The organism is Dakarella massiliensis, assembly GCF_001182045.1.
Lineage (GTDB): Bacteria > Pseudomonadota > Gammaproteobacteria > Burkholderiales > Burkholderiaceae_F > Mesosutterella > Mesosutterella massiliensis.
In genome coordinates, this window is the sequence record NZ_CVTY01000007.1 from 667,344 (window position 1) to 681,187 (window position 13,844).

Sequence of the window (13,844 nt, forward strand, 5' to 3'; positions counted from 1 at the left end):
TTTTTATTTTACCAATTCAAGAACAGTCTCGATAAGATCTTCTTCAGAGAGTTTATCAGCATCGATCTCGCGAATTAGCTGATAATCAATAGGAGTGATATTTTTTATTGAGTAGGTTTTTAACATTTCTTCTGAAGACATCCTATAACCAATAGTAGGTGTTTGTTGAGTATATAGCAGAATCTTAGGGATTTTTAAAGTTGAAAGAGATACAACCAAACCACTGATAAGAGCAATAATGCACTTAGCTCTAGAAGATACATAAATCGCCTCTGCCAGTGAAAGATTCGTTGTTTTTATTCCCGCATAATGAAAATCTTCTTTCGTTAGGTTTATTAGAATATCTATATTTTTCTGTTTTATTCTTTCAGCTATAGTTTTCCAAAATATTGGTCTTAGCTGCGTTGCTGTAATAGCTTCAGGAAACAGAAATACAAAATTGTCTTTATTTAGATTGATATTTGAAAGTTTTTCATTGGCAGATTTTACTAATGAATTACTAAATTCCGGATTTTTAAATTTTATTTTATCGTTTTTTATATGAAGGCTTGACTTTATATAAGAATAAAAGTTAACATCCTCACCTGACGATATTAGTTTTCTGAAATTTTCAAATCTATCTGGTGTTGGATTAAAAATCCTATGACCTTCATATTCGACCATATCCGAGCTTCCTATACTATCCAACTCGGAAGGCACCAAATCAATATACCGGTAAATTCTATCTTTACCATACAATAAATAAAAATCAATATATCTTTTTTCATTTATTACCACAACAGGTTTTTTTGAACCATTCGCTTTAATATATTCATCAAGTAAGTTTAAATATAAGTATATTTCTCCAATATGATGCTTATAAATATATGCGTCGTCGAAATCTATATCACTTAATTCTTCAATTATTTTTGAACAAACTTTATTTTCATAAGAATTTAATTTCTTTTCAATGGAATCTATATTATATTCATTGCTATTTGTTTTATTTTTTTCATCAGGTACTGAAGAAAATTTAAAAAAATGTCTTATTTTTTTACCATTAATATTTATTCTTCTATAAACAAGATTATTAAAAATAAATAACTCTATTAAATTTAATTTTGAAAACAGATTAATTTTTACAATCCCATTTGCGAATATTAATTTTTCATCTTTTTTTACCTTACCTCTTAAACTTATACGTATTTTTCTAAACTGCAACATTTTGTTTCTCCCTAATTATTTTGATATAATATTTACACGATGTATTAAATTATAGGGGGGGGTAATATTCAACTTTCAGTTACCAGCTATTATATAAATTATATTTTTTGCTTGCTAATTTAATTTCCTCGATCGCATCACCTTAATAAAATTAAAATTTACACGGGCATCTTCTATCACTATCTTCACTTTTTGACACCTCTAGATCTGCGGATATGACTTAAATTACGTATGATACCTTATATTTATCGCCTCGAGAAGTTAATGAACATACTGTGAAAGACTACGTTCACTGATCAAGGTGAAGCGTCTGATATTATCAGAGTTACGCTGATGGCAAACTGCCCCACTTCGCACAACCGCTTCGCGTGGAAGTAATGGGCGCTTCATTAATTAAATCACCACATTTTGAGTCTATATAAACCAAGTTTCTGGAAAATTATAGTATTGCCGGAGCTATGTATCTAGTTCCGCCTTTCAACCTGCTTCCCCTCCCATTAACCAGGATTTCCCAAGTTTTTGTCAACGGACAAGAGGGGCCACCCAGTAAAATTGTACCGTCCCCCCCCCCCCTAAATTGCGACAGTTTCCTGTTGTTTAAATTTTAAGAATTTTGCAGGGGAAAGGTACCCTAAATTCTCCTGAATCCGTTTCTTGTTGTACCAGCGAATATATTTTCGATTATCTTCTTCAAATCGTCTCTAGGTGAAACATAACGACTGTTTTGGGGCATCTGATAGATTGTTTACGATTTCAGATGCCCATAAAAATTCTCCATGCAGGCGTTGTCAAAACAATTTCCCTTGCGGGAGTAGGACAGATCAATGTTCAACGATTTTCCAGATCCCTGACGTAAACCGTACCTTGATCACTATGAAGAAGCGCGGGACCAAGACCTCCAAGCTTTAAGAGTTTGGCCTCAGCCAGCTCCCTGGTAGCGCCAGTATCAGAATCCCACGCAATGACAAAGATCCTTGATCGTGGACAGAACAAGCCAACCTTCTTCTACATGAAAGAAAGTCATGTCTGTGACCAATTTCTTCCTAGGTTCCTTAGGGAAAAACTCCCTGTTTAACTAATCGATGCAAGGCCGACTATCTGGAACCTTCGGTTCGAGGCGGCAGCGCTTAAATCTCGGCAGCCGAACCCGGGAATTCAGATCGTTTTCTCTCATATGCCGAGGCACACGCTTGTGATTGATCGGAGTTTCCAGGCAAGTACTCAGGAACCTGGCCAACCGTTTCGCTCCGTAAGCTTAGGAGTGAAGGACTTGCTCATTCCTGATCGCCGGAACCAGAGATGAGTCCTTTTCTTCCCTTGGCTTCAAATGGCGATAATAAGTCCTTCGGCAGACGTTAAAGACCTGACAGGCTTTTAGAACCAACATACCAAAGCCTACCAGCTGTTTAATGCTGTCCACCTTGGTATTCATGGTCATTGGTAATGCCTCTGCCTTTTCCTGAACCAACTTCGATAAGGCTTCAGCATGGACTTTGGATTTCTCAAGAGCATTCACTTGCCGCGTCCTTGGAGTTATTCTCCACGAGCTTATCAATGAACCGCCTGAGTTCCCGGGATAAACGATATCGACGATTCCATCGATTAATCGTTCTTTGGTTGACTCCCACTCGCTCTACGCTTCCAACCTGGATTTGTCGGGATTGTCTTTCAAAGACTTGATAATCCAAGCCACCGCAGGAGTTATTTGCCAACCCCGCGGATGGTGTACAGCAAAAGCTCTCTCCGGGCTCCCATAGCGTTCACAAGACAAAAGCCAGGATTAAAAAAGAGTATCAGGAATATTGTACTTGACCGCGAATTTCCGTCTTCCCGGCATCGTCGCAAAATACAAATTCATCAGACGCAATTTTTCTTCGTTGAAAAAATACTTTGACTTTTCTTCCGTCCGATCCGTATGGCCAAATTTGAACCGGAGCAGCCAGTCTGTAACGAGTTCATAGCTGATGTTCAGCTTCTGCGCGACCCTCACACCGCTATTGCCGGCACTAACAAAGCCAGAGCCTCCAGACGCTGTTCTTTTGATGGTTTTGCCATGGCACGTTCTCCTCAAAAGTGTCGCATTTCTGGGGGTCGGTTCAGTTGACAGACATCGCTTCCCGTTCGTCGAACTTTAATTTTCCTATAAGCTTCTCATCCCGATCGTCTGATACCAGAAACGTTTTGCCGAGTGCAACCCCCTTTCTCTCAACGAGTAAGTAACTGGACATTCATTCTTCAAGACATCCGCAGTGTTGAATGCACATACAAAAAGCCCCGAAACTCAAATGAGCTTCGGGGCTTTCTTACAACTGGCGGAAGGGGAGGGATTCGAACCCTCGATAGGGCCAGGCCCTATGCCGCCTTTCCAGGGCGGTACATTCAACCACTCTGCCACCCTTCCAGGATGGGTTCCACTAAGGCTTTTAAGCCCGTCCCGAATAAAGGTTTACGTCTTCAGGACAACCAGCGTTACCGGCTAGCGAGACTTGAAATTATACGGATGCATATCACATTGTCAAGGCATAGCCACAACATTTTTTTGATTGCTGACATAGGGACCTCCGTCACCGTCCCAAAGTCATCCTTATTCATCCTGTCATGCGTTCTTCTTTTCTTCTAAAATACTGTCCCCTACGACAAAAAGAGACGCCGAAAACGTCTCTATTCATAAACTCTGTTTCTCTAGAGGTACTTGTTTCATGGCACATGTTGTCTGTGATGGCTGCGTTAACTGCAAGCACACTGATTGCGTGGACGTCTGCCCTGTAGACGCTTTCCGCGAAGGTCCCAACTTCCTCGTGATCGATCCTGATGAATGCATCGACTGCGCGGTCTGCATTCCGGAGTGCCCGGAAGCGGCAATTTTCGCGGAAGAGGATGTTCCTGAAGATCAGCAGGAATATATCCAGATCAATGCAGAGCTTTCCAAGCAGTGGCCCTCCATCACCCGCAAGAAGCCCGCTCCTGATGACTGGGAGAAGTGGTCCGGCGTGCCGAATAAGCTTCAGTACCTGAAGAGGTAAGAGAACGGTGGCTGATAAGACTCAGAGCCTCGCAGACCGCATAAACGACGCGCTGCCGCAGACCTTCTGCCGGCAGTGCGGCTTTGCAGGCTGCCGTGAATACGCCGAAGCGGTTGCTGCCGGCCTTGCTCCCATTAACCGCTGCCCCCCAGGCGGCGATGAGGGCATTCATGCGCTTTCTCTTATCACGCATCAGCCCTATCAGCCTCTTGACCCTGAGTACGGACGCGAGCTTCCCTTTGCTGTTGCCCGGATCCGCGGTGACGAATGCATTGGCTGCGGCCGCTGCCGCAAGGTCTGCCCGGTAGACGCGATCACAGGTGGCCCCAAGCGTCTTCACGCTGTGATTGAGGATGCCTGCACTGGCTGTTCACTCTGTCAGGCCGCCTGCCCGATTGCCTGTATCAGCATGGTAGAAAATGGAGAAGATTGGACGCTTGAAAAAGCGTCTGACGCTTCAGACCGTCATCAGGCCCGCAAGTCCCGCCTCGAGAGAGAATCCCGGGAACAGGAAGCCCGTTACGCGGCTCTGGGTCAGGGTGATCTTGTCCGCAAGAAGGCGGCTATTGAAGCCATTCTCGCACTTGCCGCCAAAAAATAGGTTTCATCCAAATTCGGGAGGTGCTTTCACGTGAATTCAGCCGATATCCGGGAAATTTTCAGGCGCCTCGCCGAACTTCGTCCTGATCCCAAAAGCGAACTGAACTATCGGACGCCTTTTGAGCTCCTCGTTGCCGTGGTGCTTTCCGCGCAGGCCACCGATAAGAGCGTAAATGAGGCCACCAAGGTTCTTTACGCTCACGCGAACACCCCCGAGGCGATTCTCGCGCTCGGTGAAGAGGGACTCATCCCTTATATCAACAGGATCGGTCTCTACCGGAACAAAGCGAAACACGTGATTGGCCTCTGCAGCGAGCTGATCAAGCGCTTCAACGGTGAAGTTCCCGAGGACTTTGATGCGCTCTGCTCCCTTCCTGGTGTCGGGCACAAGACAGCAAACGTTGTTCTTAACGTCGCGTTCGGGCACCCCACAGTTGCTGTAGATACCCATATCTTCCGCGTCGCAAACCGGACCGGCATCGCCCCGGGAAAAACACCGGATGAGGTATCAGAAGCTATCGTCCGCGTCTGCCCGAAGGAATATCTCCATAACGCGCACCACTGGCTGCTTCTTCACGGCCGCTACTGCTGCACCGCGAGAAATCCGAAATGCTGGGAATGCCCGATCCGGGATCTCTGCGAATTTGACGAAAAAACACCCGCGCCGGAGGAGAAACCCATTCCCCATATCCTTCCCAAAAAAGAAGGCAGGAAACCGCGCGCCGCTTCCGCTTCCCGGAAGAAAAAGTCATCCTGACGCTTTTCCTCCATCACTGAGGACCGGTTGCAGTTTCCGCTTTCTCTCAGCTCCGCTAACATAGGTAGATTACGTTTTGAAATTTCCTCTCGGAATTTCGACTCGGTTTATTAGCGGCTAAAGAAATAGAGACAGCATATATGGAAGGAACGAAGCACCTCACGCCCAGGTATTCCCAGATGGCCCTTGGCCTTGCGGACGACATCCTGGGACCGATTCTCGCTGACGGCTCAAAACCGGATTTTATTTCTTTCGGCGGCGGTCTTCCCTGCCCCGAAGGCTTCCCTGTTGAAGCTCTGCGGGAAGCCTCTGACTGGTGCCTGAAGACCTATCCGAGCCGGTCTCTGCAGTATTCGGGACCGGAAGGAGAACCGGAACTCCGTGAGCAGATCGCCGCTTACGAAACTTCCCGCGGAAATCCGACGTCGCCTGACGAGATTCTTGTCACGTCCGGCAGTCAACAGGCGCTTGATCTCTGCGGCCGGGTTTTCTGTGACCCGGGTTCAAAGATTCTGATTCAGCGTCCTTCCTATATCGGCGCCCTGGAGGCTTTCAACCTCTCTCAGCCGACTTACGTCGAAATGCCGTCTGATGCTGAAGGAGCGGCTCCTGCTGAAATCGGAGAAGAAGCGCGCGGTGTCCGGTTTGCCTATACGCTCGCCACTTACTGCAATCCGACCGGCCAGACAATGAGCGCTGAGCGCCGGAAGCAGCTGATTGAAAAAGCCGAGCAGTACGATTTCTGGATCGTTGAAGACGATCCGTATGGTGAACTCTGGTACGAAAAGAAGCCGCCGATCTCTATCCGGAATCTGGCGCCGCACCGTACGATCCGACTCTGCTCCTTCTCAAAGATCCTCGCCCCGGGGCTTCGCCTTGGCTACATCATCGCGCCGCGTGACGTGATTCAGATGTTCTCGAAAATCCAGAGCTACGCCGTGCTTTCCACTCCCTGCATCAATCAGCTCGTTGCAGCCCGGGTGCTCGCAAGCGGTCTTCTGAAAACGCATCTCCCTGAAGTCCGCGCGATCTACCGCGAGCATTCGTTCGACATGCAGCAGGCGCTTTCTGAATTCATGCCGAAAGACCCTGGCATCAGCTGGACCAGACCTGAGGGCGGCATGTTTATCTGGCTTACGCTTCCGAAGCCGATTGATACCTTTGCCATGCTTCCCAAAGCGCTCCGGATGAAGCTCCTCTATGTGCCGGGATTCGCGTTCTACCCGAATTCCCCTGAACAGAACCATATCCGCCTTTCCTTTGTGACTGTTCCGAAGGAAAAGACGATCGAAGGTGTTCAGCGTCTCGCAGCTCTCGTGTCAGACGAACTCCGCCGCCTCTGATCCCTCAAAGCAAAAAGGAACACCACGCCATGGCTCTGCCAAAAATTGAGATTCTGACGACAGGCGGCACGATTGCGGGAAAAGGAGAGAGTGAAACCGGTTCTTCCTACCACGCGGGGGAAGTCCCTGGAGACGAGCTCGTCCGCTCAGTCCCTGGGCTCAGCAAGGTTGCTGACATTACGGTGCGGGAAATCACTTCCATCCCTTCTCAGGACATGACAGAAGGCGTATGGCTTGCCCTTCTCTCCGCGATCCGTGAGGACGCGGAGAGGTTTGATGGGTTCGTCATCACGCACGGCACTGACACGATGGAAGAAACAGCTTTCTTCCTTAGCCTCACCGTGCCGGCAGGAAAATCCGTTGTGATCACGGGCGCCATGCTCCCCTCTACCGCTCTTTCTTCTGACGGTCCTAAAAACCTCTATAACGCGGTTTCTGCCGCCGCGTCTCCCAAATCGTCTCGCTATGGTGTCATAGCCGCAATGAACGGGGAACTCTTCGCTGCCCGGGGGCTCTTCAAATCAAAGACGGTGGCGCTCGACACCTTCAGTACCCGTTTCGGAGGTCCGATTGGCTGGACGCAGGGCGGTGTCACGCATTTCAGCGTGAGTCCCGCGCCTGAACGATCCCTTCCATCTTTCCGGGACCTCGGGGCAATCCGCGAGAGCTCGCTTCCCAAAATCGCCTGCATCGCGGTCTGGGCTGGTAGTGACGGCGTTGCCGCATCCGCCTATATGGATGCCGGCTATCAGGGGTTCGTCATTGAAGGGTTCGGTGACGGCAATATCCCCGGAGGTCTCCTCCCCACGCTGCGGCTCGCCGCGGAATCGGGACTTGCTGTCGTACGGTCCAGCCGCTGCGCTTATGGTCCCGTGCTGGAAGCAGGAGAAATTAACGACGCTGAAAACGGATTCGTCTGTGGCGGCGCGCTTTCTGCCGCTCAGTGCCGTATTCTTCTGCAGCTCGCTCTCCTTAAGAACCCGAGAGCCAAGCGGACAGACCTCCAGAAACTCTTTTTCCAGTTTTAACCGACGCGAGACTATTCTCCATGCCGATACCCAGTGAATTCACCCCCATTCTGCAGTCACTCCCTCTTATCTCATCCGAGTGGGATGAAGAGAACCGCACACTGGTTCTCACGACCAGCCTTCGCTATCCGGGCACCGAAGAGTCTTTGATGATCTTTGTGACTGAAGATGCTTCTATCGGCGGCTGGCAGGTGGATGACGGGGGATCTGCCGCGCTGCTCCTCTCTGACGCTGGCATCGCGCCGAACGCTCCCGGCATCACGGCGTATCTCAAGACCGCCTACGAAGAAAATGTTCTCATGATGGATGAGGGGAATAACTTCGGGATTCCGGTGTCGGACGCGGATGACCTCCTCGAGTCAGCCCTTGAAGTCGCGTCTGGCTCCCTGATGCTTTACGCCGTCGGCCGCTTTGGAGCCGTCTCTGAGTAATTGACCTCGCGATGTCTGAGTCTCTCAAACCCGCTTACCGGGGACGCTTCGCGCCTTCCCCCACGGGGCTCCTTCACGCGGGGAGCCTCCTCGCCGCACTCGCTTCCTGGCTTGATGCCCGGGTGCACGACGGCACCTGGCTGATCCGGATTGAGGATATCGATCCCCCGCGGGATATTCCAGGTGCCGGTGAGAAGATTATTGAGACACTCAGCCGTTTCGGTTTTGAGTCCGATGAACCAGTGCTTTGGCAGCATGACAGGCTTGACGCCTACCGGGACACTGCCGCCCGGCTGGTTTCTGAAGGAAAAGCGTTTGGCTGCGCCTGCTCGCGGCACGATATCGCGGAGTGGCATCGGATACATGGGGGCGATCCTTCGGTCTACCCCGGGATCTGCCGTAACGGCACTGGCGGCCGTAAGCCCCGCGCCATCCGCTTCCGGGTTGATTCGGAGCCAGTCTCCTTTACGGACCGGCGTCTTGGGACACTCTCCCAGAATCTTGAAAAAGAGCTTGGCGACTTCGTGATCTGGCGAGCTGACGGGCTCCCCGCCTATCAGCTCGCGGTCGTCATGGATGACGGTCTGCAGGGGGTGACAGATATTGTCCGGGGGGAAGACCTCTATGGAAACACACCGCGTCAGATCGCCCTTCAGAGAGCCCTGGGACTCCCGACACCGCGTTACCTTCACCTCCCGCTTGTGCTGAACGACCGGGGTGAGAAGCTCTCCAAACAGGGAGGGGCGACACCGGTGGATCCGGAGTCGCCCCTCATCGAACTTGAACGTGCCTGGCGGTCTCTGGGATTCGGAACGCTCGGAGCAGATTCTGTTCCCGCTTTCCTTCGCACCGCGCTTCCGCTCTGGCGCGAAGTCTGGGGAAACCGTTAGTCGTTCTTCCGGTTTTCTTCCGGAAGCCGCACTTCAACCGTCGTGCCCTTGCCAGGTTCGGAATCGATCACGAGTTCAGCCCCAATCTTCTTCGCGCGCTCTTCCATGATGGAAAGACCCACATGACGGGCTTTTCGCTCCTCAGCGAGCTTCCGGTCTATACCGACGCCGTTATCCCGCACGCTTGCCACAAAGTCGCGGTTATTCGTGATCCGGACTTCAACCTGGGAGGCTTTGGCGTGCTTCCGGATGTTGGAAAGCGCTTCCTGAATGATGAAGGTCACCTGGAGCTTCTGCTTCTCGGTGAGATTCGGGCCGTTCCCTGAGAACTGCACCTTGGCGCTGACGCCTGACTGCGCCTCAAAACGCCGGGTCACGGTGAGCAGCGCGGTCTTGAAGTCTTCCTTATGAATCTTCTCGCGGAAGTTGAGGAGCAGCTCGCGGACGTTTTCGTAGCTCTCCTGGACACCCGCCTTGATCTGCTTCACGGTCTCATCCACCATCTGCTTATCGTTCCCCGCGAGCGCTGACTCAAGGAGCTGCACCTGCATGTTGAGGAAGGAAAGCGTCTGGGCGATCGAGTCGTGCAGACCCTGCGCCATGAAGGTACGCTCCTGAACCACGGCAAACTGCCGCTCGCGTTCATTCAGCCGGTGATTGTCAATCGCAATGCCGAGATGCGTGCCGAAGGACTCGAGCTGCCGGAAGGCGGGCGACGCGATATCGCGGTTATCGCGGAAGAACACCTCAAATGTCCCGAGGCTTGTCTGGCCATTCCGGATATGGAACCCGTAAGACACCTGGAAGCCCTCTTTCACGAGTTCCTTCGCGGTGTCACGTGTTCCCTTCAGCAGATCAAACCGTGTGGGAAGCGGCTTCTGATACGCGCGGTAAATCGGCGCGTCCGTGTCGCTCTCGCGGGATGACAGTTCCAGGAACCGCCCGGAGAGTCCGGAAGAGGCCACAATGGAAAGCTTTCCGCTCTCATCCACCAGGCGCACCGCGCAGGCGTCGCTCCCGGTGTAGCTCCGGATCCGGTCGATAAAGCCTTCATTCATGTCTTCGATCGACACGGCCTGCGAGAGGAACGTCGTCATCTCGTAAAGCTGCGAGAGGTTCGTGTTCTTTTCCTGCACTGAGGCGGTCTTCTCCGCGACCTTCGCTTCCAGATTGTCGTAAAGATCCTCGAGCCTCGACGCCATCCGGTTGAAGCCCTCCCCGATGCGGCCGAATTCATCATTCGTTCCGACGTTCACCCGGGCGGAAAGATCTCCCGCGCGCACCTTATCAATCACCTCCCCGAGCTTATTCACCGGACGGATCACCCAGCGCTTGAGGAGGAAAAGAATCACGAAGAGGCTCCCAATAGCGAGCGCGATGATCAGCGTCTGCAGATACCGCATCTGCCAGAGATACCGGACGCGGTAATCCTCAATCCGATCCTTCAGGTGATTCAGAGCGCCGGTGTAGGAGTTAAAGATCTCGGTGTCAATCGTCGCACCGTTCTCCCGCTGCTGAAACAGCTGCGGACGCGCCTGAGTCTCCCAGACCTGGGTCGCCTTATTGATGGAGTCCTCGATATCCGGCGTATTCGGCACCTTGAAGGGTGACCAGAGATCGATATCGTGAAGCCCCTTGATCAGCGTGTTCGAAACCCGGATTTCCTCATCAAACATCTCCGGCGCGTAATTCGTGTTCGTGAAGACATTCGCGCGGTGGAAGTGGATCTTGATTTCGTTTACCTGGTTCAGCGCGGCGGCGGACGACTCCGCGTTCCAGCTGAGCAGCATCGTATAGGCCACAACACCGACCACAAAAGAGACCCACGCCGCCGTGAGTGCGAGAAGCCTCATCGAGAGGCTGTGAAACTTCTGAACCTGCATAGGAAATATTTCCGGATTTTTGCTGCCTGAACCGGGCAGATAACTGTAGAAAAATTCGCTGAATACTATACAAAAGAAAAGCCGCGCGGCGAATAATTATTTTTCCGCCGCACGGCTTCAAAGGGACTAGTCCCTCTCTCGTTCAGCTCAGAGGAGCCTTACATTCCCCTCTTCATCCTCAGGGGGCAGGTTTTCAACGGCAGGAGACGGATCCTTCCCCGCGGGCAGGGCCCGGAGCCCCGTTACCCGGATCAGGCGGGGCGAGACACCGCGTCCCTTTCTCGTCCGGTGCAGCGTGTATTCGGCAAGCTTCGCGCCGCTCACCGTCTCTTCACGCGGCTGCTTCGCGCGGCCCTCGCCGATCACTGCGACACCGGAGGCGGTAATCGGGATAGCCGCGACAATCTTCTCATCCGGCTCAAGCCCCATCAGGGAAACGCCGAGACCGCCGGAAGGCAGCATCCGCATTTCGGAGATCGGGAAGACAAGAAGTCTGCCGTGCTCGGAAAGCACCGCGATAAATTCGTCCTCCGTCTTGATCGGCACGGGTTCCAGTGCCCGCCCTTCGTCCACGCGGACAAAGGATTTGCCGCTCCGGACACGCGCCGGCATATCACCAAGCTTAGAAATAAAGCCGTATCCCTTCGTTCCGGCGAGGAACATCTTCTGATCGGCCGGACCGCAGAAGATACCGACAATCTCGGTTCCCGGCTCAAGATCGATAAAGCTCGTAAGCGGAAGCCCGTCGCCGCGCGACCCGGGAAGCGCCGACACGGCGATCGAGTAGGAGCGCCCGGAACTCGAAATCAGAATGAGCGTCTCCGTGCTCCGGCATTCGATCGAACGTCCAGGTCCGTCACCGATCTTGTAATTCATGAGCGAAATATCATGCCCATGCCCGGACCGGGTTCGGATAAAGCCCTTCTCGGAGAAGACAATCGTGACCGGCTCATCGAGCACCTGAGGCGCGGCCTGAAGCGGAGCCGCCTCTTCGACAAGCGTCCTGCGGTCATCCCCATAGGTCTTCGCGTCAGACTCGATTTCGCGCGCCACCGCGGTGGCAAGACGCCGGTCAGACGAGAGAAGCCGCGTCAGACTCTTCTCTTCATCCCGGCAGGACTCAAGCTCAGACTTGATCTGAGCCTCGGACAGCCGGGAGAGCTGCCGCAGCTTGATTTCCAGAATGTCCTCAGCCTGACGCTCGGAGAGGCTGAAGCGTCGCATCAGTTCGGGCTTCGGTTCATCGCTCTCTCGGATCACCGCGATCACTTCATCCACGTGAAGCAGCGCGATGGCGCGGCCTTCGAGAATATGGATCCGGTCCTGCACCTTCGCGAGGCGCGCTTCCGTTCTGCGGCGGACCGTCGCCACTCGGAACGCCACCCACTCGGAAAGAATCTCGAGAAGCGGCTTCTGGCGGGGTTTCCCGTCACTCCCGATCATCACGAGATTCATCGGCGCGTTGCTCTCGAGACTCGTCTGCGAGAAGAGCGATGCGATAAAGGCGTTCCGATCGACCTTTGATGTCTTCGGCTCAAAAACGAGCCGCACCGGCACGTTTTTATCGGACTCATCACGGACGTGCGAAAGGAGCGCGAGCATCGCACTCTTTGTCTGCTGCTGCTCCGGAGTCAGCGTCTTCTTCCCGGCCTTCGGGCGCGGGTTCGTGATCGTCTCGATTTCAGAAAGCACCTGAGCGGTCGAGGTCTGAGGCGGAAGCTCCGTCACAATGAGACGCCACTGGTTATGCGACATCTCCTCAAACTCATAGCGGGCGCGGACACGAAGCGTGCCGCGGCCGGTCCGGTACGTTTCCCGGATCACCGAGGGAGAGGAAATAATCTGACCGCCGCCCGGATAGTCAGGAGCGGGGAGCACCGCGAGCACGTCATCCAGCGTCGCGTCAGGCTTCTCAAGAAGCAGCTCGCAGGCCGCCGCCACTTCCCGGAGGTTATGCGGCGGAATCTCGGTTGCCATACCGACCGCGATGCCGCTCGCGCCATTCAGCAGCACAAACGGGAGACGCGCCGGGAGCACTGCCGGCTCCTTGAACGCCCCGTCGTAATTCGGGATGAAGTCCACCGTGCCGAGATCGATTTCGGAAAGCAGCAGTTCGGAAATCTTCGTGAGGCGGGCTTCCGTGTAGCGCATGGCAGCCGGACCGTCACCGTCACGGCTTCCGAAGTTTCCGTGACCGTCCACAAGCGGATACCGAAGGCTGAAAGGCTGCGCCATGCGGACCATGGCGTCGTACGCCGACTGATCACCGTGCGGATGGAATTTACCGAGCACATCGCCGACCACTCGGGCGGACTTTACATAATTCTTGTCAGCGGAAAGATGGAGCTCCTTCGCCATATCGAAGAGGATTCGGCGCTGCACAGGCTTCTGCCCGTCGCAGACATTCGGGAGCGCGCGGTCAGTCACCACCGAAATGGCGTAATCGAGATACGCGCGGCTCGCGAACCGGGCAAGCGTCAGCTTCCCCTCATCCTTTTCGTCTGTCTCGTCCTCGCCGAGGAACTGTCCCATCAGCTGCAGGGCAGACGTTTCCTCAGCGGTTTCGGGTTCATTCCCGGTATCCGTGTCAACTTCGTTCCCATCTTCGTCCACGGCTTCCATCTCTTCAGAATCCTGTTCCTCACCATCCGCAAACAGGGATTCTGTCGCGCCGTCTTCCGGATTC

11 protein-coding genes, 1 tRNA gene and 1 pseudogene are annotated in these 13,844 nt (G+C 52.9%); 7 read left to right on the top strand and 6 right to left on the bottom strand.

The window, feature by feature from the left end:
- Positions 1 to 3: 3 nt before the first annotated feature.
- The 4 genes and pseudogenes from BN1936_RS09335 to BN1936_RS09350 form a co-directional block, all read right to left on the bottom strand.
- Entirely contained in the window at positions 4 to 1,203 is a 1,200-nt protein-coding gene (locus BN1936_RS09335; RefSeq protein ID WP_049687244.1) for a hypothetical protein, read from the bottom strand.
- 572 nt (positions 1,204 to 1,775) lie between these two features.
- A pseudogene (locus BN1936_RS11960) lies at positions 1,776 to 1,880 on the bottom strand (IS3 family transposase); the annotation flags it as partial.
- Between the two features lie 578 nt (positions 1,881 to 2,458).
- The gene (locus BN1936_RS09340; RefSeq protein ID WP_049687245.1) at positions 2,459 to 2,719 is read right to left on the bottom strand and encodes a hypothetical protein; all 261 of its coding nucleotides are present in this window, start codon (positions 2,717 to 2,719) and stop codon (positions 2,459 to 2,461) included.
- Between the two features lie 794 nt (positions 2,720 to 3,513).
- A tRNA-Ser gene (locus tag BN1936_RS09350) sits at positions 3,514 to 3,604 on the bottom strand.
- Between the two features lie 298 nt (positions 3,605 to 3,902).
- On the opposite strand from BN1936_RS09350, the gene fdxA reads away from it, so the two are divergent.
- The 7 genes from fdxA to gluQRS all read left to right on the top strand — a co-directional run bounded on the left by fdxA (position 3,903) and on the right by gluQRS (position 9,275).
- The gene (gene fdxA / locus BN1936_RS09355; RefSeq protein ID WP_022444410.1) at positions 3,903 to 4,226 is read left to right on the top strand and encodes a ferredoxin FdxA; all 324 of its coding nucleotides are present in this window, start codon (positions 3,903 to 3,905) and stop codon (positions 4,224 to 4,226) included.
- Between the two features lie 7 nt (positions 4,227 to 4,233).
- Positions 4,234 to 4,827 carry an RnfABCDGE type electron transport complex subunit B gene (locus BN1936_RS09360; RefSeq protein WP_049687247.1) on the top strand — a complete coding sequence of 198 codons (594 nt, stop codon included), beginning with the start codon at positions 4,234 to 4,236 and terminating at the stop codon, positions 4,825 to 4,827.
- 30 nt (positions 4,828 to 4,857) lie between these two features.
- Positions 4,858 to 5,583 carry an endonuclease III gene (gene nth, locus BN1936_RS09365; protein ID WP_022444408.1) on the top strand — a complete coding sequence of 242 codons (726 nt, stop codon included), beginning with the start codon at positions 4,858 to 4,860 and terminating at the stop codon, positions 5,581 to 5,583.
- 140 nt (positions 5,584 to 5,723) lie between these two features.
- Positions 5,724 to 6,926, top strand: a complete 1,203-nt coding sequence (locus BN1936_RS09370) for an aminotransferase-like domain-containing protein (protein ID WP_022444407.1) — start codon at positions 5,724 to 5,726, stop codon at positions 6,924 to 6,926.
- 29 nt (positions 6,927 to 6,955) lie between these two features.
- Positions 6,956 to 7,954 (top strand): asparaginase, encoded by a 999-nt coding sequence (locus BN1936_RS09375; RefSeq protein ID WP_022444406.1) that lies wholly within the window; start codon positions 6,956 to 6,958, stop codon positions 7,952 to 7,954.
- A gap of 20 nt (positions 7,955 to 7,974) precedes the next feature.
- Complete coding sequence (locus BN1936_RS09380; protein ID WP_022444405.1) at positions 7,975 to 8,385, top strand: hypothetical protein; 411 nt, start codon at positions 7,975 to 7,977, stop codon at positions 8,383 to 8,385.
- Between the two features lie 11 nt (positions 8,386 to 8,396).
- Positions 8,397 to 9,275 carry a tRNA glutamyl-Q(34) synthetase GluQRS gene (gene gluQRS / locus BN1936_RS09385; protein ID WP_022444404.1) on the top strand — a complete coding sequence of 293 codons (879 nt, stop codon included), beginning with the start codon at positions 8,397 to 8,399 and terminating at the stop codon, positions 9,273 to 9,275.
- On the opposite strand, the gene BN1936_RS09390 is transcribed toward gluQRS, so the two are convergent.
- The gene (locus BN1936_RS09390) at positions 9,272 to 11,158 is read right to left on the bottom strand and encodes a histidine kinase (protein WP_022444403.1); all 1,887 of its coding nucleotides are present in this window, start codon (positions 11,156 to 11,158) and stop codon (positions 9,272 to 9,274) included. The genes gluQRS and BN1936_RS09390 overlap by 4 nt on opposite strands.
- Positions 11,159 to 11,305: 147 nt before the next feature.
- On the bottom strand, positions 11,306 to 13,690 hold the full coding sequence (gene parC / locus BN1936_RS09395) for a DNA topoisomerase IV subunit A (RefSeq protein ID WP_082164598.1): 2,385 nt from the start codon (positions 13,688 to 13,690) through the stop codon (positions 11,306 to 11,308).
- Positions 13,691 to 13,844 lie beyond the last annotated feature (154 nt).